Below are 19,350 nucleotides of genomic sequence, written 5' to 3'. Positions count from 1 at the left end.
CACGGCCGTACGGTGTCCACCGTGGCCCGCCCGTGCTTCGGCACTGCGTCGGCCGAGTTGCCTGCTCGTAAAAAACACGGCCCCTACTCGCTCGGCACGACCTGCTTCTCCTCGGCGAAGTGGCACGCGGACGGGTGCTGGGCCGGGCCGCTGTCGCCGAGGCGGAACACCGCGGGGACGGCGAGCAGCGGGACCTCGTCGGCGCAGCGCTGCTGCGCCTTCCAGCAGCGGGTGCGGAAGCGGCAGCCGGAGGGCGGGTTGGCGGGCGAGGGCACGTCCCCGGTCAGGATGATGCGTTCGCGGCGCTCGCGGGCCGCCGGGTCGGGCACGGGCACGGCCGACAGGAGCGCCTGCGTGTAGGGGTGCGTGGGGTGCTCGTAGATCTCCTCGTCGGAGCCGATCTCCACGATGCGGCCCAGGTACATCACGCCGACCCGGTCGGAGATGTGCCGCACGATCGAGAGGTCGTGGGCGATGAAGACGTAGGAGAGGTCGAACTCGTTCTGGAGGCGGTCCAGGAGGTTGATCACCTGGGCCTGCACCGACACGTCGAGCGCGGAGACCGGCTCGTCGGCGACGATGATCTCGGGGCGCAGGGCCAACCCCCGTGCGATGCCGATGCGTTGACGCTGCCCGCCGGAGAACTGGTGCGGGTAGCGGTTGATGTACTCGGGGTTGAGGCCGACCACGTCGAGCAGGTCCTGGACCCGCTTCCTGCGGTCGCCCTTCGGCGCGACCTCGGGGTGGATCTCGTACGGCTCCCCGATGATGTCGCCGACCGTCATCCGGGGGTTGAGGGAGGTGTACGGGTCCTGGAACACCATCTGGATGTTGCGGCGCACGGCTTTGAGCGCCCGCCCGGACAGGCGGGTGATGTCCTCGCCCTTGTACTTGATGACGCCGGCCGTCGGGCGCTCCAGGTTCACCAGCATCTTGGCGACGGTGGACTTGCCGCAGCCGGACTCCCCCACGATGCCGAGCGTCTCGCCCTGTCCGAGCTCGAAGTCCACCCCGTCGACGGCCTTGACCGCGCCGACCTGCTTCTTGATGAGGATGCCCTGGGTGAGGGGGTAGTGCTTGACCAGCCCCTGTACCTCCAGGAGGGGTTCGTGTCCGGAGGCCGAACCGTTCTTCGCGTACGCCGACTCGGCCCGCGACTTGTGGAGGAGGTGCTCGGCGATCTCGCCCTCGCGCCTGGCATCGCCCTTGCTGACGTGTGAGCCGCCCTCAGCGTGACGCATCGATCGTCTCCTTCCAGAAGTGGCAGGCGCTGCGGCGGTCCCCGTCGGGACCGTCGACCGCGTAGAGCGGCGGGACATCGGTGCGGCACACGTCCTGGGCCATCGGGCAGCGCGGGTTGAAGGCGCAGCCGGGCGGGATGTGCATCAGGTTCGGCGGCAGGCCCTTGATGGCGAACAGCTCCTGGCCCTTCTGGTCCAGGCGCGGGATCGACTCCAGCAGGCCCTTGGTGTACGGGTGGGCGGGGGCCTTGTAGATCTCGTGGACGGGGGCGTGCTCGACGATGCGGCCCGCGTACATCACGGCGATCTTGTCGGCGACGTCGGCGACGACGCCCAGGTCGTGGGTGATGAGGATGAGCCCCATGTGGAGCTCGCGCTGCAGCTCGGCCAGCAGGTCCATGACCTGGGCCTGCACGGTGACGTCGAGGGCGGTGGTCGGCTCGTCCGCGATGATGAGATCGGGTTCGAGCGCGAGCGCCATCGCGATCATGATGCGCTGGCGCATGCCGCCGGAGAACTGGTGCGGGTACTGCCCGACCCGCTCCTTCGCCGCCGGGATGCGGACCCGGTCCATCAGCTCGACGGCCTTGGCCTTGGCGTCCTTGCGGGACATGCCCCGGTGGACGGTGAACAGCTCGCCGATCTGCTCGCCCACGGAGAGCACCGGGTTGAGGGAGCTGAGCGCGTCCTGGAAGATCATGGCCATCTCGGCGCCGCGGACCTTCCTGCGCTCCTCCTCCTTGAGCTTCAGCAGGTCCCTGCCCTTGAAGAGGACTTCACCGCCGGTGATCTTCCCGGGCGGCACGTCGAGGATGCCCATGATCGCCTGGGCGGTGACCGACTTGCCGGAGCCTGACTCGCCGAGCACCGCGAGCGTCTCGCCCTCGTCGACGGTGTAGTCGACGCCGTTCACGGCTCTGGCGACGCCGTCCCTGGTGCGGAACTCGACGTGCAGATCGCGTACTTCGAGCAACGGCATGGGCGCTACCTCAGCTTCGGGTCGAGGGCGTCGCGCACCGCGTCGCCGAGCATGATGAACGCGAGGACCGTGAGGGCGAGCGCTCCGGCCGGCCACAGCAGCATGTGCGGGGCGTTGCGGATGTATCCGGAGGCCGCCGAGATGTCGATGCCCCAGCTGACCGCCGGCGGCTTCAGGCCGACACCGAGGTACGAGAGCGTCGCCTCCAGGGCGATGTACGTACCGAGGGCGATGGTCGCGACGACGATGACCGGTGCGACGGCGTTCGGGGTGATGTGGCGCAGCAGCATGCGGGAGTTGGAGGCGCCGAGCGCGCGGGCCGCCTGCACGTAGTCGTTCTGCTTGGCGGTGATGACCGAGCCGCGGGCGATGCGGGAGATCTGCGGCCAGCCGAGCAGCACCATGAAGCCGATGACGGGCCAGACGGTGTTGCTGGTGACGACCGACAGCAGGACGAGGCCGCCGAGGATGACGGGGATCGCGAAGAAGATGTCGGTGATGCGGGAGAGGACCGCGTCCCAGAACCCGCCGAAGAACCCGGCCAGGCCGCCGAGGACCGAACCGAGGAGCGAGACGCCGATCGTGGCGCAGACGCCGACGGTGATGGAGTTGCGGGCGCCGTACACGGTGCGCGTGTAGACGTCGCAGCCCTGGCCGTCGAAGCCGAAGGGGTGGCCCGGCTGGGAGCCCTGCTGGCGTTTGCCCAGGTCGCAGGAGAGCGGGTTGCCCGAGGCGATCAGCTGCGGCCAGATGGAGATGAGCACCAGGAAGAGGATGACCAGCGCCGAGACGATGAAGATGGGGTTGCGGCGCAGGTCGCGCCAGGCGTCGGACCACAGGCTGCGGGGCTTGCCGACGGGCCCGGTGCCGGAAGGGCCGCCAGGCCGGTTGTCCAGGCCCGCGCCCTCGCTCGTGGCGAGGTCCATCGCGCCGCCCATGCCGGTCGCCGCGATGGCCCCGTCCTCGGGCGCGCGCCCGCCTGCGGACCAGGACGAGGGCTCTGGCGCTTGCGGTTCAGGCATAGCGGATCCTCGGGTCGAGTACGGCGTACAGGAGGTCGACGATCAGGTTCACCGCGAGGAAGACAAGGACGAGGATCGTCACGAAGCCGACCACGGTCTGGGTGTTCTGCCGCAGGATGCCCTGGTAGAGCTGGAAGCCGACGCCGTGGATGTTGAAGATGCGCTCGGTGACGATGGCGCCGCCCATCAGGGCGCCGACGTCGGCGCCGATGAAGGTGACGACGGGGATCAGTGAGTTGCGCAGCAGGTGCCGGGTGATGACGCGGCGCCTCGGCAGCCCCTTGGCGATGGCCGTGCGCACGTAATCCGCCCGCTTGTTCTCGGCGATGGAGGTCCGCGTCAGGCGGGTCACGTACGCGAGGGAGACCGAGGCGAGCACGAGCCCCGGCACGATCAGCTCGCCGAACGGGGCGTCCGTGGAGACCGCGGGGTTGATCCAGCCCCACTCCACGCCGAGCAGCAGTTGCAGCAGCAGACCGGTGACGAACGTCGGGACGGAGATGACGACGAGGGTCAGCAGCAGCACGGAGGTGTCGATGGGGCGGCCGCGCCGCAGGCCGGTGACGACGCCGAGCGTGATGCCGACGATGATCTCGAAGAGGATCGCCACGATCGTCAGGCGGATGGTGACCGGGAACGCGGTCGACATCAGCTCGGTGACCTTCTGGCCGTTGAACGCCGTGCCGAAGTCACCGGTGAAGACGTTCCCCATGTACGTCAGGTATTGCTGCCACACCGGCTTGTCGAGGCCGAACTCCTTCGACAGCTGGGCCTTGGTGGCGGGGTCGCAGGCCTTGTCGCCGCACAGCCCCGCGATGGGGTCGCCCATCACGTTGACCATGAGGAAGATCAGCAGCGTGGCGCCGATGAAGACCGGGATCATCTGCAGCAGCCGCCGGATCACATACCGTCCCATTGAGGGCTCCGTCCCTGGCGTCCGTGGCTGTCAGTTGACCTTGATCTCGTTGTAGACGGGGACGCTGAACGGGTTCAGCGCGACGTTGGAGACCTTGTCCGAGTAGCCGGCGCTGCCGTTCTGGTACCAGAGCGGGATGGCCGCCATGTTGTCCCGGACGACCTCCTGGGCCTGCTGGAACGTCTTGACCGCCTTGGCCTGGTCGGGCTCCGCGTTCGCCTTGTCGACGAGGGAGTCGAACTCCTTGTTGGACCAGTGGCCGTCGTTGGACGAGGCGTTGGTGTAGTACAGCGGCTGCAGGAAGTTCTGGATGAGCGGGTAGTCCATCTGCCAGCCGGCGCGGAACGGGCCCGTCATCTTCTTGTCGGTGATCTTGTTGCGGAAGTCCGCGAAGGTGCCGGTGGGGCTGCCGACGCAGGCCTTGTCGTTGCCCAGCGCGTTGTTGATGGAGTTGCAGACGGCGTCGATCCACTCCTTGTGGCTGCCGGTGTCGGCGTTGTAGCCGAGCTTCACCTGGCCGCCGGGGATGCCGCCGCCCTCCTTGACCAGCTTCTTGGCCTCGGCCGGCTTGTACTCGCAGAACTCCCCGCAGAGCCCGGACTTGTAGCCGCCGTCGTCGCCGAGCACCGGGGACGTCCAGTCGGTGGCCGGGGTACGGGTCTTCTCGAAGATCGACTCGGTGATCTGCTTGCGGTTGATCGCCATGGACAGGCCCTTACGGACCTTTTCGCTGCCCGACTTGTTCCAGTCGGAGTCGTAGAACGGGAAGGCGAGGGTCTGGATGATGCCGGCCGGGGTGTTGATGTACCGGCCGCTCAGGTCGCTGTCCACGTTCTTGAGCTGCGAGGCCGGTACGTCGTCGACGAGGTCGAGGTTGCCCGCGGTCAGGTCGGTGTAGGCGGTGTTGTTGTCCGTGTAGACCTTGAGGTCCACGCCGCCGTTCTGCGCCTTGTCGTCCCCGGGGTACTTGTCCCACTTGCGAAGGGACATCTGGGACCCCTTCTGGTACGAGTCCACGGTGTACGGCCCGTTGCCGACGGGTTTGCTCACATAGCTGTCGTGGTCGCTGAAGAACACCTTGGGCAGCGGCGCGAAGGCCGCGTAGCCGAGGGTGTCGGGCCAGGTCGAGAACTTCTGGTTGAGCTTGACCGTGAAGGTCCGGTCACCCGTGACCTTGAGCCCTGACAGCGTGTCGGCGCTCTGCTTGCCGGAGTCCGGGTGCACCTTGTCGTAGCCGTCGATGTACCCGAAGAAGTACGCGTTCTTCTGGTTGTTCTTCAGGCTCGCGCCGTAGTTCCAGGCGTCGACGAAGGACTTGGCCGTGACCTTCTCCCCGTTGGAGAACGTCCACCCGCTCTTGACGGTGATCTTGTAGTTCGTCTGGTCGGACGTATCGATCTTCTCCGCCAGCATGTCCTTGGCGGCGCCCGTCTTCGGGTCGTACCGCTTCAGACCCCGGAAGATCATGTCCAGGACCTTGCCGCCCTGCACCTCGTTGGTGTTCGCGGGCTCCAGCGGGTTCTGCGGATCGCCCCAGGAGGACCGGACGACACCGGATCCGTCACCGCCGCCACCGCCACTGTCGCCGCCGCCCCCACAGGCCGTCGCCGCCATGGCTACGACGACCGCTCCAGCGACCCACTTGGCGTGCGTGGCTCCACGCATGGAGTGCCTCCTCATACCGACTGATACTTGCCCATACCGATCACATGACACGTACGCCTAAATATCGGGCTGATGCTTACATACCGCACCCTGGAGTCGGCCTTACGGGAAAAGTCCTCGCGGCACTCGCACGACATGCGCGATGATCGGCCGATGCCCGACCACGCCTTCACCGACGCCCGGCTCGCCGGTCTCTACGACGCGCTGAACCCGTGGGGCCCGGGCGACGACTTCTACCTGGACCTGGTGCGCGGCGCCGGATCCGTGCTCGATGTGGGCTGCGGGACGGGGGCGCTGCTGATCCGGGCCCGCGAGGAGGGGCACCCGGGGCGGCTGTGCGGGCTCGACCCGGCGGCGGGCATGCTGGCCGTCGCTCGGCGCCGGGCGGATGTGGAGTGGGTGGCGGGCACGCTGGACTCCGCCGTCCGGCCGGAGGGGCCGTTCGACCTTGTCGTGATGAACGGGCACGCGTTCCAGGTCTGGGTCGACGACGCCGAGATCCGTACGTCACTGGAGGCGGTGCGGGGGTTGCTCGCGCCCGGGGGCCGGTTCGCGTTCGAGACGCGGAATCCCGCGGCGCGGGCCTGGGAGCGGTGGACTCCGTCGCGGGCCGTGGAGGTGGGCGGGGTGCGGGTGGCGCATGAGGTCGTGGGTGACTTCGATGGACGTACGGTCACTTTTGATACGACGTTCGGCGGGGCCGAGGTCAGTCGCAGCACGCTCCGCTTTTTGGCGCGGGGTGAGCTGGACGGGTTCCTCGCGGGGGCGGGGCTTGAGGTTGAGGCTCGGTACGGCGACTGGGACCACTCCCCGCTGATGGCTTCCAGCCCGGAGATCGTCAGCGTGTGCCGGGTGGCGGATTGATCGCCGCTGCGGGCCGGTGGGGGCTGGTCGCGCCGTTCCCCGCGCCCCTGGAGCATGCGGCTTCGCCGCAACTCCATGGGGCGCACGCGTCTGCGCCCCTGAGATGGCGCACGCAGTGCGCATTTCAGGGGCGCGGGGAACTGCGCGCTCAGCCCCCACCGGCCGTCAGCTGGAGAACTGTTCAGGAAAGAACTGTGGCCCGGCCCGGTGGGAATCACCGGGCCGGGCCACAGTCACGTACAAGCAACAGGCCTCAGGACTCGCTCTCCAGAGCCTTGAGCGCCGGGTCCAGGACGATGTCCTCCGCGCGGGCCTCGATGGACGGGTCCTCCGGGAAGTGGCAGGCCGTCAGGTGTCCGGGCTTGCTGCCGGAGATCTGCACCAGCGGCGGCTCCTCCGTCGCGCACTTGTCCTGCGCCTTCCAGCACCGGGTGCGGAAGCGGCAGCCGGACGGCGGCGCGATGGGGGACGGCACATCGCCCTCCAGGCGGATGCGCTCCTTCTTCTCCGCGTCGATGTCCGCGTCCGGCACGGCCGACATCAGCGCGTGCGTGTACGGGTGACGGGGCCGGTTGTAGAGCGAGTCGCGGTCCGCGATCTCCACGATCTTGCCCAGGTACATCACCGCGACGCGCTGCGAGAAGTGCCGCACGATCGCCAGGTCGTGGGCGATGAAGACGAACGCGATGCCCATCTCCCGCTGCACCTTCTGGAGAAGGTTCACCACCTGGGCCTGGATGGAGACGTCGAGCGCGGAGACCGGCTCGTCGGCGACGATCAGCTTCGGCTCCAGGGCCACGGCACGGGCGACGCCGATGCGCTGGCGCTGGCCGCCGGAGAACTCGTGCGGGAAGCGGTTGTAGTGCTCCGGGTTGAGGCCGACGATCTCCAGGAGCTCGCGGACCCGCGCCTCTCGGCCGCCGGGCGGGTTGATCCCGTTGATCTCCATCGGGCCGGAGATGATCGTGCCGACCGTCTGCCGCGGGTTCAGCGACGCGTACGGGTCCTGGAAGATCATCTGGATCTCGGACCTGATGGGCGCCAGCTGCTTGCGGCTCGCGTGGCTGATGTCCTGGCCGTTGTACGTGACGGTGCCCGCGGTGGGCTCGTACAGACGGGTCAGCATCCGGCCCGTCGTCGACTTGCCGCAGCCGGATTCGCCGACCAGGCCCAGGCTCTCGCCCGGGTAGACCTCGAAGTCGACGCCGTCGACCGCCTTGACCGCGCCGACGGTACGCCGGATCGGGAAGCCGCCCTTGATCGGGAAGTGCTTCTGCAGGTTCTCGACCTTCAGCAGCGGCACGGCGCCGCTGTCACGCTGCCCGGGGATCGCGTCGGCGACCGCCGTGGTGCTGTTGTTGTTCTCGCTCATGGTTCTGCCCCAGTCGCCGGTAGCTGCTCAGCCCAGCCGGGGCTGAATCGTCTCGATGAACACCTGCTGCTTCTGCTCCGCCGTCAGGTGGCAGGCGGAGCCCCGCCCGACCGGGAGCACCGGACGCTCGCCCGAGCAGCGCTCCCCCGACACCTTGTCGGTGAAGGTGCAGCGCGGGTGGAACGGGCAGCCCGTGGGCGGGTTGAGCAGCGAGGGCGGCGAGCCGGGGATCGGCAGCAGCGGCTCGTTGACGTCCGACGAGAGTCGCGGCATCGAGCTCAACAGGCCCCACGTGTAGGGGTGTTCGGGTGACTTGAGCACCTGGCGGGTGGTGCCCCGCTCGACGGCCCGGCCCGCGTACATCACGAGGAGGTCGTCGGCCATGTTCGCGACCACACCCAGGTCGTGGGTGATCATGATGATCGCGGAGCCGAACTCCTGCTGCAGGTCCTTGAGCAGGTCGAGGATCTGCGCCTGCACCGTCACGTCGAGCGCGGTGGTCGGCTCGTCCGCGATGAGCAGTTCCGGGTTGCAGGCCAGCGACATCGCGATCATGGCGCGCTGGCGCATACCGCCGGAGAACTGGTGCGGGTAGTCGTCCACCCGCTCCTTGGGATGCGGGATGCCGACCTTGCCGAGCATCTCGATGGCCCGGTCCCGGGCCTCCTTCTTGCTGGCGCCGGTGTGCTTGCGGTACGGCTCGGCGATCTGCCGGCCCACCGTGTAGTACGGCGAGAGCGCGGTCAGCGAGTCCTGGAAGATCATCGCCATCTTGTTGCCACGGAGCTTTTCCAGCTCGGACTCGGAGGCGGTGATCAGTTCCTTGCCGTCGAGGACGATCTCGCCGTCGATGGTGGTGGTCGTCGGGTTGTGCAGGCCGAGCACGGTCAGGTTGGTGACCGACTTGCCGGAGCCCGACTCGCCGACGATGCCGAGCGTCTTGCCGCGCTCCAGATCGAAGGAGAGGCCGTCGACCGCCTTGACGGCGCCGTCCTCTGTGGAGAACTGCACCCGCAGGTCGCGTACCGAGAGGAACGCCTCGGAACCGGTCGGGGCCGGGGCGTCCTCGGTCTTGGTGAGTGTGGTCACGGGGGTTCTCCTAGGACAGGCGCACGCGCGGGTCGATCACGGCGTACAGCGCGTCCACGACGATGTTGCAGACGATGATGAAGGCGGCACTGAGGATCATGACGCCCATGAGGACCGGCAGGTCCTTGTCGACCACCGAGTCACGTGCGAGCCGGCCGAACCCGGCCAGACCGAAGGTGAGTTCGGTGACCATGCCACCGCTGAGCAGACCACCGATGTCCATGCCCAGGATGGTGACGATCGGGATGACCGAACCGCGCCACGCGTACCGGTAGAAGACGTACCGGCCGCTCATGCCCTTGGCCTTGGCAGCCCGGACATGCTCCTCCTGGAGCTGCTCGATCATCGACGAGCGCGCCATACGGGTGTAGTTGGCCGTGAAGATCGTCGCCATGACGACCCACGGGATCAGCAGACCCATGAACCAGGCGGCCGGATCCTCGGTGAGCGGCACGTACTTCGGCTTGTTGAGCCAGCCCGTGCTGTACACGAAGATGCCGAGCACGATGGGGCCGAGGAAGTAGATCTGGAACGAGCTGAGCACCAGCGAGCCGCCGCTGAAGATCTTGTCGAGCCACGTACCGCGGAAGCGGGCGGCCATCATGCCGGCGCCGAGGCCGACGATCAGGAAGACGATGAGGCTGCCGAAGGTCAGCGAGAGGGTGGTGGGAAGCCGGTCCATCATGGTGTCCCACACCATCTGGTTGTTGCGGAACGAGACACCGAAGCACGGCGCCGCGCAGTGTCCCACGCCGAAGTCCCGCCCGGCGAAGATGCCCACGAGGAAGTGCCAGTACTGCACGGGCACCGGGGAATCCAGGCCGAGGTTCTTGTGGATGATGTCGAGTGCGGCCGGAGTGCAGTTCTTGCCGCACGCGAGCAACGCCGGGTCCTGTGGGATGGCGAAGTACATGAAGAACGTGAAGGCGCTGATCAGCAGGAGGATGAGTGCTGCGCCAGACGTCCGGCGTATGAGAAATCGAAGCATCGCAAAAAGCTGCTCTCAGGACGGCGGCGGTGGGAGGCCAGGAGGGGGGCCGGCGGCCCGGAGGTGAGGGCTCCGCCGCGCCCTCACCTCCGGTGACTGCCTGGTACTGCTTACTTCTTGAGGTAGATCGTGGTCGGGTCGGTGTAGCTGACCACCTGGCCGTAGCGCAGGCCGCCCACGTTCGAGCCGGCGATCTGGAACACCTTGGTGTAGTAGATCGGAGCAGCCGGGTTGATCTTCTCGGAGATGTACTTCGAGAGCTTCGCGTACTCGGAGGCGCGCTCGTCGGCGTCCGCGATGAGCTGGATGCGGGCCATCTCGGAGTTCACGTGCTTGTCGTTCGTGTGCGAGTAGTTGGACGAGCCGTCCTGGATCTGCGCACCGTCGAAGGAGGGCGGGAAGACGGTGTTGCCGTCGGCCCAGTCCTGACCCCAACCGGTCATGTACAGGTCCATGCCGTTCTTGACCTTGCCCATCTGCTCATACCAGGTGGCCTGGTCGACATCCTTCTTCTGGATGTCGAGCCCGATCTTGTCCAGCTGGTTGATGATCAGGTTGGCCTGCGTGGTGCGGACCGGGGTGTTGGCGTACGCGTAGACGAGCTTCTTGCCCTCGGCGCCCGCCTCCTTGATGAGCTTCTTCGCCTTGGCGATGTCACCGTTGGGCTTCTTGACCCGGTTGAACGGGTCGTACGTCTTGTCGTAGCCCGGGGTGGTGGGCGACATCAGCGACGTGGCGGCGTCACCGCCGTAGGCACCGCCGTCGGCGCGCGCGGCCGAGGTGGCCGGGAGCGCGAGGGCGATGGCGTCACGGATCCGCTTGTCCTTGATGCGGTCCATGTTGAAGTTCAGCTGCCACACGTACGGGGCGTAGCCCTGGATCGTGCGCTTCATCACGGCCTTGCTGGACGTGATCTTCTGCAGCTGGGTGGCGTCGACCTGGCCGGTGAACATGATGGCGTTCTTGGCGTCGCCGCGGTCGGCCAGGATCGTCTTCGTCTGGTCGGCCTTGTCGTGGTTGAACTCGATGTTCCAGCCGTCGACGTAGGCGTGGCGCAGCGGGTCCGTCTTCTCGTCCCAGGCGGTGTTGCGCACCAGGGAGAGGGACTTGCCCGACTTGTAGGAGGCCACCTTGTACGGACCGGTGGCGACCGGCGCCTGGTCGTACTTCTGCTTCGTGTCCGTCTTCTCCGGCACGACGGAGTAGGCGGCCATGGCGAACGCCTGCGGCACGTCGGTGTGCGCCTGGAGGAAGTGGAACGTGATGGTCTTGTCGTCCGGCGTGGCCAGGACCGAGTCGGGCAGGTGCTTGCCCTTGTACGGGCCCTTGTACGCCTCGCGGTACTTGGTGCCCGCACCGGACAGCCACTGCTGGATGTAGGTCGGCCCGTCCGTCATGAACGGGTCGTACATGCGCTCTATGGAGTGGCGCATGTCGGCCGACGTGATGACGTGGCCGTTCTGGTCCTTGATGCCGCTCTTCAGCGTGAAGGTCCAGGTCTTGCCGCCGTCCGAGGACTTGCCCGGGTCGGTCGCGAGGTCGCCGACGACCGTCTGGTTGCCCTTGTCGTCCTCGGTGTACGTGGTCAGGCCACGGTAGAGGAGCTTGGAGAGCATGCCGGCGTCCGAGACGTAGATCTGGCCCGGGTCCAGGTGCGAGAAGTCGTCCTCCTGGTAGACCTGGACGGTGCCGCCCTTCTTGGCACCGGCGACAGCCTTGGCCGGACCCACCGAGTCCTGGGCGGTGCCCATGGTGACGGGCTTCGCCTGGGACTTGGCGTCGTCCTGGGACTTGCCGACGGGCTTGTCGCTGCTCTTGCTGCCGCTGCTGCAGCCGGTCAGCGCGAGGGCGCCGACAGCCGCCGCGGCGACCGTTGCCTGCGCCGTGCGCGATCGAAGGATGCTCATGGAGTCGAGTCCACCTGCCTGTGAGTAGTGATCCTGCGGTGCTGCCTGGCGCATCCGGCCTGATCGTCCGGCGCCCGGGTGGCAGCTGCCCCTGGGTGACGCTGGCTCAGCGTCCGGTCTTGGGATCGAAGGCGTCCCGGACCGAGTCACCCAGGAGGTTGAACGCCACGACGAAGACGACCATGGCGATACCCGGGAAGAACATGTAGGTCGGGTCCTGCTCGTAGATGTTCGCGGCCGTGGCGAACATCAACCCCCAGTCGGGAGTGGGGTCTTGATAACCCACTCCGACGAAGGAGAGGAAGGCGACCGAGAGGATGGTGCTGGGGAGCAGGTAGGTGCCCTGCACGATGATCGGCGTGACCAGGTTGGGCAGCAGCTCCTTGCGGATGATCCGCCAGGGCGAGGCACCCGCGACCTTCGCCGCCTCGACGAACTCCCGCTCACGCAGGGAGAGGGTCACGGCGCGAATCAGACGCGCCAGGCTCATCCAGGTCAGCAACCACATCACGCCGGTGATGGCGAGGAAGCGGACGACCGTCGGCGTCTCCTCGTCGGGGGCGACGAAGACCGTGACGATGACGGGCATGACCGCGACCATGAACAGCTGGTTGGGCAGCGCGAGCATGAAGTCGATCAGCCGGCCCAGCCAGTAGTCGATCTTGCCGCCGAAGTAGCCCGCGGTCAGACCGATGACGATGCCGATGAGCACCATGCCGATCGTGGCGAGCAGGGCGGTGAAGAGCGACGTCCTGATGCCGTACAGCAGGTACGAGAACACGTCGCGCCCGTAGTTCGGGTCGATACCGAACCAGTGCTCGGGCGACATACCGCCGTTGGGCCCGGCCGGCAGGTTGAACTCGTTGAGGAGCGTGGGGTCGTCCTGGCCGTAGAAGGTGTACGGATCCTTGCCGTACAGCTTCGTGATGACCGGCGCGAGGGCGGCTATCACGAAGAAGAAGATGACAATGCAGGCCGACACGATGCCCGTCTTGTCCCGCTTGTAGCGGCGCCACATCAGCTGTCCGGGGCTGCGCCCCTCCAGCTTCTTGGGCTCCTTCGCGTCACCCTGCGGCGCGCTCTCCTCGTCCAAGGCGGAAGAGGTCTCGGCGCCCTCAATCTCGATTGGACTCGTCATGATTCGTCCATTTCACAGGTGTTGGAGGTCGTCGGCCGGGTATCCGGAAACTCCGACGGCCCTCGCACGGCGTACGTCATACGAAGCGCGCGATGGGAACAACGACTGGGGTGAACCCACCCCTGGGGAACCCTGGCCCGTGCCCGGCCTCGGCCGGCCTGCGGACCGAGCCGTCAAGAGCGTTCGCGACGCTGGATCGTTACCTCGTCCAGTACAGGGACGAGACTGAACGTGCCCGCGGGACCTACAACACCTGTCATCGGGGACGACGCGACCCATATGGCGCTTGTGGCACCTCGCATGGGTTCCTCCTCATGAGTCCACTTTGTTCACTACAAGTGGAGGCACAAGCCACCCAGCCGACACCCCTGACGGCGAGGATTCAAGTGCCCCAGTGTGCTCGCGAGTCGACGCTCCCCACAGCGCGTGACCCATTGACCCGAGCTCTACGCCGTCAACTATTAGCCACGCAGCCTTCGCCGACCACACTCTTTTGGTCTCGGTTCGATCACACCTGATGCGTACATCTCCCAAAATCCGGACAAACAGATCCGAGATAGAGGGTCACGAAACGGACGTGTTACATATCTATCGACCATTGGTGCCCGGATAGCGGACACCAGGGTGGACTTAATCACTTGCGCCGGGAGCGTTTTTGACCCGTTGTTGGGCGACACCTGACCCGGCATTGTCACCTCACGTCCACCCGCGTCTACCCGCGTCGACCCACGCCGACAGGGGCAGATTAGCGCCAACGCGAAGAGCCCGGCACCCCCTCGGGGGTACCGGGCTCTTCGCGTCAATCAGCGGCGCGTCAGCCGTGCTTGGCGCGCGAGGCCGTGCGGCCGCGCAGCTTCTGGTCCAGAACGACCTTGCGGATGCGGACGGCCTCCGGGGTCACCTCGACGCACTCGTCGTCGCGGCAGAACTCCAGGGACTGCTCCAGGGAGAGCTTGCGCGGCGGGACGATCGCCTCGAACGAGTCGGCGGCGGCCGAGCGCATGTTGGTGAGCTTCTTCTCCTTGGTGATGTTCACGTCCATGTCGTCGGCGCGCGAGTTCTCGCCGACGATCATGCCCTCGTACACCTCGGTGCCGGGGTCGGTGAACAGCACGCCGCGCTCCTGAAGGTTCGTCATCGCGAACCCGGTGACGGCGCCGGCGCGGTCCGCGACGAGCGAGCCGTTGTTACGGGTCTTCAGCTCGCCGAACCACGGCTCGTGGCCCTCGTGGATGGAGTGGGCGATACCCGTACCGCGGGTGCTCGTCAGGAACTCCGTGCGGAAGCCGATCAGGCCACGGGAGGGCACGACGAACTCCATGCGGACCCAGCCCGAGCCGTGGTTCGACATGTTGTCCATGCGGCCCTTGCGGACGCCCATGAGCTGCGTGACGGCGCCCATGTGGTCCTCGGGCACGTCGACCGTGAGGCGCTCGACGGGCTCGTGCGTCTTGCCGTCGACCTCCTTGGTGACGACCTGCGGCTTACCGATGGTCAGCTCGAAGCCCTCGCGGCGCATCTGCTCGACCAGGATCGCCAGGGCCAGCTCGCCGCGGCCCTGCACCTCCCAGGCGTCCGGGCGCTCGGTGTCCAGGACGCGGAGCGAGACGTTGCCGACGAGCTCCTTGTCGAGGCGGTCCTTGACCTGGCGGGCGGTGACCTTGCGGTCCTTGACGGCGGACTTGGCGCCCGCGCCCTTGCCCGTGCCACCGCGGCCGACCAGCGGCGAGGTGTTCGTGCCGATGGTCATGGAGATGGCCGGCTGGTCGACCGTGATCAGCGGCAGCGCGATCGGGTTCTCCGGGTCGGCGAGGGTCTCGCCGATCATGATGTCGGGGATACCGGCCACGGCGCAGATGTCACCCGGGCCCGCCATCTCGGCGGGCTTGCGGGTGAGCGCCTCGGTCATCATCAGCTCGGTGATGCGGACGTTCTGGATCGTGCCGTCGCGCTTGATCCAGGCCACGGTCTGGCCCTTGCGCAGCTCGCCCTGCTCGACGCGCAGGAGCGCGATACGGCCGAGGAAGTTGTCGGCGTCCAGGTTCGTGACGTGCGCCTGGAGCGGCGCCGCCTCGTCGTACGTCGGGGCCGGGACGGACTCAAGGATGGTGGTGAAGAACGGCTCCAGGCTGGTGGAGTCCGCCGGGACCGTACCGTCGGCCGGCTTCGTCAGCGACGCGATGCCGTCACGGCCGCACGCGTAGACGATCGGGAACTCGATCTGGTCCTCGTCGGCGTCCAGGTCGAGGAAGAGGTCGTACGTCTCGTTGACGACCTCGTCGATCCGCGAGTCGGGGCGGTCCGTCTTGTTGATGCACAGGATGACGGGCAGGCGCTGCTGGAGCGCCTTGCGCAGCACGAAGCGGGTCTGCGGGAGCGGGCCCTCGGAGGCATCCACGAGCAGGACCACCGCGTCGACCATCGACAGACCACGCTCGACCTCGCCACCGAAGTCGGCGTGGCCCGGGGTGTCGATGATGTTGATCGTGATGACGTCGCCGCCATCCTTCGGGTGGTACTTGACCGCCGTGTTCTTGGCGAGGATCGTGATGCCCTTCTCACGCTCCAGGTCATTCGAGTCCATCATGCGATCGTCGAGGGACTCGGCGGCGTGCGCGGCGAAGGAGCCGGCCTGCTTGAGCATGGCGTCGACGATGGTCGTCTTGCCGTGGTCGACGTGAGCGACGATGGCGACGTTTCGGATGTCGTGGCGCGTGGCCATATTGCGGCGTACTCCCGGAGTGAGTGGACGGCTGCGCGTACATCAGTGATACGCGCGCCCTGCCGGGCTGGACACGCCACGGCCTCACCCCATGGTACGTGGCTCAATGGGTGGGGGCGCTTCCGGGCCCGTTGGGGCGGCCCCGGAGCAGTGGTCGTACGGAGAAAACTGCAGGTCAATGGGTAGAACGAACCTTGCCCGCAGGGCGGTCCCGCGGGCAAGGGAGTTGAGCTGGATCTGAGCTTTCGGATTCTCCGCGGCGCTGCGCCCCGCTACTTCTCCGACGGCGCCGCGGAGGGCTTGGCACCCTTCTTCAGGTAGCCGATGTCCTCGTACTCCGGCTCCTGGAAGCCGAAGGCGCCGGCGTTGGCGAGATCCGGCCTTGCCGCCACCAGCTCGGGGCGCTGGTAGAGGGGGATCGATCCGGCGGCGGCCCAGATCTGGGCGTCGGCCTGCTTCACCAGGGAGCGTTCCTCGTCGGCGTCGAGCTCGCCGATGGCCTGGTCGAAGAGCTGGTCGATGTGGTCGGTGCCGACCCGCGTGTAGTTCTGCTCGACGGTGAGCGAGCCGTCGGCGGCCGGCACCGGCTTGGCGTAGATGGGGCGCCCGTCGGTGGCCGGATAGGCGGAGGCGGGCCACGAGTAGAGCGCGAGGTCGTACTCGCCGGACGCGATGTGGTCCTTGAAGTAACTGTCGTCGTCGACCTTCGTGACGTCCGTGCGCACGCCGATCTTCTGCAGCATCTGCGTGATCTGGTCCGCGACGGCGCGCAGCTGCTCGGAGCCCTGGCCCGAGGGGAGCACGAAGCGCAGGGTGAGCGGCTTGCCGTCCTTGGCGAGCGCGCCCGCCGCGGCGCCGGCCGGGGCGGCGGTGCCCATCGGGGCGTACGCGCCGGGGGCGCCGCCCTTCGCGATCCGCTTGGCGCCGTTCCCGAGGCTCTCGGCGGCGTGCTCGCTGCGATCGGCGTGCTTCCTGCTCTTGTGCGGGTGCTTCTTCTTTTCCTTGTCGGCCTCACGCAGCTTCATGGCGTCGGCCTGGTGCAGCAGGGCGGCGTACTGGGCCGCGGCGACCGGGCCCGGGCCGAGCAGCAGCGGCGCGTGGTCGGCGGGCTTGTCGTCCTCGCCCACGATGTACGTGCCCTCGCCCGCGTCCTCTGCGTTCTCGGAGGCCTGCTCGTCCTCCGCGTCCTCCGCCGCGCGGTCGGCCTCGCTCCCCGCCGTCTTCGGCTTCTCCTTCTTCTCCTTGATCGGCCCGCCGGGCACCCAGCCCGCCTCGGCGAGCAGCGCCTGCGCCTCCGCGGTGTCCTGGTCGCCGAGTGCGCTGCTGTTGTCGGAGTACGCGGGCTGCCCGGACAGGGCGAGGTGGTTGCCGACGGTGGTGACCGGCAGGCCGAGCGGCTTCAGGGCCGCCTCGGCGAGCTTGGTGCGGTCGAGGGCGCGGGCCACGGCGCGGCGTACCCGCTCGTCGGAGAGCGGGCCCGAGGCTCCGTTCAGCGCGAGCTGCGTGTAGGCCGGTTCGAGCGACTTGCGGAGCTGGAAGCCGTGCAGGTTCGCCTGCTCCTCGGCGTACTTCCTGATCGCCCTGCGCGTCTTCTTGCGCGCGGCGATCTCCTCGTCCGCCGCCTCCTCGTCGTCGCCGTGCACGATCGCCCAGGAGCGCAGCGCCCGGCCGGGGGTGAGGGCGGCGCCGGGGCCGTGGGCGAGCGGGCCGGAGGCGCCCTTGTCGCGGTCGGCGTACGCGAGGCGGTCGGCGCCGCCCGTGTCGACGTCGGCCAGGTCGAGCCGGTCGGCGGCGAGGGCGGCGGCCCGCTCGGAGCGCGGCACCGCGGTGAGGACGAGCTTGTCGAGCTTGGCGGGGCGGCCCCACCAGCGTGGGTTGCGGGCAAGGGTGACCTTGTCGGCGTCCCGGTCGACCGAGTCGAGGGAGAAGGGGCCCGCGGTGACCTTGAGCTTGCGGCGCGCACCCTCGTTGAAATTGTCCGGCGTCCCCGTGACGTCCTTGGGGTACAGCGGCGAGAACAGGGAGCGCCAGTCCGCGTACGGCTTGGCGAACGTGACCCGGACCTCCAGGTCGTTGGCGCCGCGCTCGATCTTCTCGATGCGGTCGTACCCCGCGTTGTGCGCGGTCCAGTACGCGCTGTCCTTGCCGGACAGGGCGCGCCACTGCGCGGCGAAGTCGGGGGCGCCGATCTCGCGGCCGTCGCTCCAGACGGCCTGCTGGTTCAGCTTGTACAGGACGACCTGCTTGGGCTCCGTCTCGATGACGTCGGCCTTCTCCAGGTAGTCGGCGTCGCGCTGCGGGCGCCCCTGCGCGTCGAGCCGGAACATCGACGGCAGTACGGCGCCGGTGATCCGGCCGGTGGCCGCGTCGGCGTCCGCCTGGAAGGCGTTGAGGGTCCCCGGCAGGGCGTCGATGGCCCAGCGCAGACTGCCGCCGTCCTTGATCTGGTCGCGGGCGGCAGGCGCGATGTCCTGACCTGCGGAGGGAGCACCCGCCTCGTCGTCGGAGCCGCACCCGGCGAGCGCGGTCACGGCGAGCGCACCGCTCACGAGGAACGCGGCCGAGCGGGTGGCTGCGCCTGGGCGCCTGGGGTTGGGGTGCATCTCGGCGTCTACCTCCGGTGCGGGCCGGTTGATCACGTTCGGCGGAATATGTCGCTGATCACATCTACTGGGCCACTGAAGTGGACGGGGTTCGCTGCGCTCGGCGACACGGCGACGCTCCGCCGGAAGCCCACTCGTGCGGCCCAATCGGGCGCCCATCGGGGTGCCGCTGGATGCCTCGTGTGCGGCTGCGGCCCGGTGGGGGCTGGTCGCGCAGTTCCCCGCGCCCCTGAGATGCGCACTGCGTGCGGCATCTCAGGGGCGCCTCCTGGGGCAGCGGCGAAGCCGCACGCCCCCAGGGGCGCGGGGAACTGCGCGCTCAGCCCCCACCGGGGCCGCGGGCGCCCACGCGACACCCACCCGGCAGACGGGCCCGCGGAGTCCATAAAAGGGGGCGCACGCCCAAGCGCGCCCCCACAATCCGTGCCGCGGCCTTCACAAAGGGCGATGTGACGCGCGACACTCGCAGGCGCATGAGCATCTCCGCCGCACCAGCGGAAGCGCGACCGCGCGGAAGCGAGGCAAGTCATGTCCCTGAACGACGACCTGACCGCTGTTCAGCACTGTGTCGACGATCTCGCCCGCGCCGTGGGGCGGCTGCAACCACGGCTCGACGGCCCGGACCTGCGCCGGGTCCGTGCCGACGCCGACCATCTGCGCGAGAGCGTGGCCCTGCTGCGCGCGTCGGCCGCGGACCCGGCGCAGCAGAACCCGCTGCGCCCGCCGCAGGGCCTCGTGCCGATCCCCGACACCCCGTACGACAGCTCCCTGTGGACCGACTCGGACGACGAGGGGCTCGGCGTACAGAACAGGCACGCCCCCTGACGCACTCACCCCGTCCCTT

The 19,350-nt window shown here is 68.1% G+C and carries 14 protein-coding genes; 2 read left to right on the top strand and 12 right to left on the bottom strand.

What is annotated here, in order from left to right; all coding sequences use genetic code 11:
- Nucleotides 1-83: 83 nt before the first annotated feature.
- The 5 genes from ACIREE_RS01605 to ACIREE_RS01585 are packed head-to-tail and all read right to left on the bottom strand — an operon-like array spanning nucleotide 84 to nucleotide 5,823.
- On the bottom strand, nucleotides 84-1,241 hold the full coding sequence (locus ACIREE_RS01605; protein WP_404144788.1) for an ABC transporter ATP-binding protein: 1,158 nt from the start codon (nucleotides 1,239-1,241) through the stop codon (nucleotides 84-86).
- Nucleotides 1,228-2,220 (bottom strand): ABC transporter ATP-binding protein, encoded by a 993-nt coding sequence (locus ACIREE_RS01600; protein WP_404144786.1) that lies wholly within the window; start codon nucleotides 2,218-2,220, stop codon nucleotides 1,228-1,230. The genes ACIREE_RS01605 and ACIREE_RS01600 overlap by 14 nt, the downstream gene beginning before the upstream one ends.
- A gap of 5 nt (nucleotides 2,221-2,225) precedes the next feature.
- Nucleotides 2,226-3,242, bottom strand: coding sequence for an ABC transporter permease (locus tag ACIREE_RS01595; protein ID WP_404144785.1), 1,017 nt, complete (start codon nucleotides 3,240-3,242; stop codon nucleotides 2,226-2,228).
- A complete protein-coding gene (locus ACIREE_RS01590; protein ID WP_404144783.1) occupies nucleotides 3,235-4,158 on the bottom strand; it encodes an ABC transporter permease in 924 nt (307 codons plus the stop codon). The genes ACIREE_RS01595 and ACIREE_RS01590 overlap by 8 nt, the downstream gene beginning before the upstream one ends.
- A gap of 30 nt (nucleotides 4,159-4,188) precedes the next feature.
- Entirely contained in the window at nucleotides 4,189-5,823 is a 1,635-nt protein-coding gene (locus ACIREE_RS01585; RefSeq protein ID WP_404144781.1) for an ABC transporter substrate-binding protein, read from the bottom strand.
- Between the two features lie 153 nt (nucleotides 5,824-5,976).
- Here ACIREE_RS01585 and ACIREE_RS01580 point away from each other — a divergent pair, with 153 nt between their 5' ends.
- On the top strand, nucleotides 5,977-6,687 hold the full coding sequence (locus tag ACIREE_RS01580; RefSeq protein ID WP_404144779.1) for a class I SAM-dependent methyltransferase: 711 nt from the start codon (nucleotides 5,977-5,979) through the stop codon (nucleotides 6,685-6,687).
- A 253-nt stretch (nucleotides 6,688-6,940) separates the two neighbouring features.
- Here ACIREE_RS01580 and ACIREE_RS01575 read toward each other — a convergent pair whose 3' ends face one another.
- The 7 genes from ACIREE_RS01575 to ACIREE_RS01545 form a co-directional block, all read right to left on the bottom strand.
- Nucleotides 6,941-8,059, bottom strand: a complete 1,119-nt coding sequence (locus tag ACIREE_RS01575; RefSeq protein WP_404144778.1) for an ABC transporter ATP-binding protein — start codon at nucleotides 8,057-8,059, stop codon at nucleotides 6,941-6,943.
- A gap of 27 nt (nucleotides 8,060-8,086) precedes the next feature.
- Entirely contained in the window at nucleotides 8,087-9,148 is a 1,062-nt protein-coding gene (locus ACIREE_RS01570) for an ABC transporter ATP-binding protein (protein ID WP_404144776.1), read from the bottom strand.
- A gap of 10 nt (nucleotides 9,149-9,158) precedes the next feature.
- A complete protein-coding gene (locus tag ACIREE_RS01565; RefSeq protein WP_404144774.1) occupies nucleotides 9,159-10,136 on the bottom strand; it encodes an ABC transporter permease in 978 nt (325 codons plus the stop codon).
- Nucleotides 10,137-10,246: 110 nt separating this feature from the next.
- Entirely contained in the window at nucleotides 10,247-12,043 is a 1,797-nt protein-coding gene (locus tag ACIREE_RS01560) for an ABC transporter substrate-binding protein (RefSeq protein ID WP_404144773.1), read from the bottom strand.
- A gap of 106 nt (nucleotides 12,044-12,149) precedes the next feature.
- A complete protein-coding gene (locus tag ACIREE_RS01555) occupies nucleotides 12,150-13,181 on the bottom strand; it encodes an ABC transporter permease (protein ID WP_404144772.1) in 1,032 nt (343 codons plus the stop codon).
- An 814-nt stretch (nucleotides 13,182-13,995) separates the two neighbouring features.
- Nucleotides 13,996-15,903, bottom strand: coding sequence for a translational GTPase TypA (typA, locus tag ACIREE_RS01550; RefSeq protein ID WP_404144770.1), 1,908 nt, complete (start codon nucleotides 15,901-15,903; stop codon nucleotides 13,996-13,998).
- 272 nt (nucleotides 15,904-16,175) lie between these two features.
- Entirely contained in the window at nucleotides 16,176-18,506 is a 2,331-nt protein-coding gene (locus ACIREE_RS01545) for an ABC transporter family substrate-binding protein (RefSeq protein ID WP_404144769.1), read from the bottom strand.
- 528 nt (nucleotides 18,507-19,034) lie between these two features.
- Here ACIREE_RS01545 and ACIREE_RS01540 point away from each other — a divergent pair.
- Nucleotides 19,035-19,331, top strand: coding sequence for a hypothetical protein (locus ACIREE_RS01540; protein ID WP_404144767.1), 297 nt, complete (start codon nucleotides 19,035-19,037; stop codon nucleotides 19,329-19,331).
- Nucleotides 19,332-19,350: the final 19 nt, after the last annotated feature.

Source organism: Streptomyces sp. NPDC102467 (assembly GCF_044765445.1).
Classification (GTDB): domain Bacteria; phylum Actinomycetota; class Actinomycetes; order Streptomycetales; family Streptomycetaceae; genus Streptomyces.
The sequence above is the reverse complement of the archived record's forward strand: the minus strand, read 5'-3'. Positions and strand labels throughout refer to the sequence as shown.

Excerpts from the sequence above, each read along its gene's own strand:
- ACIREE_RS01605 (WP_404144788.1), bottom strand. The coding sequence starts at position 1,241 with ATGCGTCACGCTGAGGGCGGCTCACACGTCAGCAAGGGCGATGCCAGG.
- ACIREE_RS01600 (WP_404144786.1), bottom strand. The coding sequence starts at position 2,220 with ATGCCGTTGCTCGAAGTACGCGATCTGCACGTCGAGTTCCGCACCAGG.
- ACIREE_RS01595 (WP_404144785.1), bottom strand. The coding sequence starts at position 3,242 with ATGCCTGAACCGCAAGCGCCAGAGCCCTCGTCCTGGTCCGCAGGCGGG.
- ACIREE_RS01590 (WP_404144783.1), bottom strand. The coding sequence starts at position 4,158 with ATGGGACGGTATGTGATCCGGCGGCTGCTGCAGATGATCCCGGTCTTC.
- ACIREE_RS01585 (WP_404144781.1), bottom strand. The coding sequence starts at position 5,823 with ATGCGTGGAGCCACGCACGCCAAGTGGGTCGCTGGAGCGGTCGTCGTA.
- ACIREE_RS01580 (WP_404144779.1), top strand. The coding sequence starts at position 5,977 with ATGCCCGACCACGCCTTCACCGACGCCCGGCTCGCCGGTCTCTACGAC.
- ACIREE_RS01575 (WP_404144778.1), bottom strand. The coding sequence starts at position 8,059 with ATGAGCGAGAACAACAACAGCACCACGGCGGTCGCCGACGCGATCCCC.
- ACIREE_RS01565 (WP_404144774.1), bottom strand. The coding sequence starts at position 10,136 with ATGCTTCGATTTCTCATACGCCGGACGTCTGGCGCAGCACTCATCCTC.
- ACIREE_RS01560 (WP_404144773.1), bottom strand. The coding sequence starts at position 12,043 with ATGAGCATCCTTCGATCGCGCACGGCGCAGGCAACGGTCGCCGCGGCG.
- ACIREE_RS01555 (WP_404144772.1), bottom strand. The coding sequence starts at position 13,181 with ATGACGAGTCCAATCGAGATTGAGGGCGCCGAGACCTCTTCCGCCTTG.
- typA (WP_404144770.1), bottom strand. The coding sequence starts at position 15,903 with ATGGCCACGCGCCACGACATCCGAAACGTCGCCATCGTCGCTCACGTC.
- ACIREE_RS01545 (WP_404144769.1), bottom strand. The coding sequence starts at position 18,506 with ATGCACCCCAACCCCAGGCGCCCAGGCGCAGCCACCCGCTCGGCCGCG.
- ACIREE_RS01540 (WP_404144767.1), top strand. The coding sequence starts at position 19,035 with ATGTCCCTGAACGACGACCTGACCGCTGTTCAGCACTGTGTCGACGAT.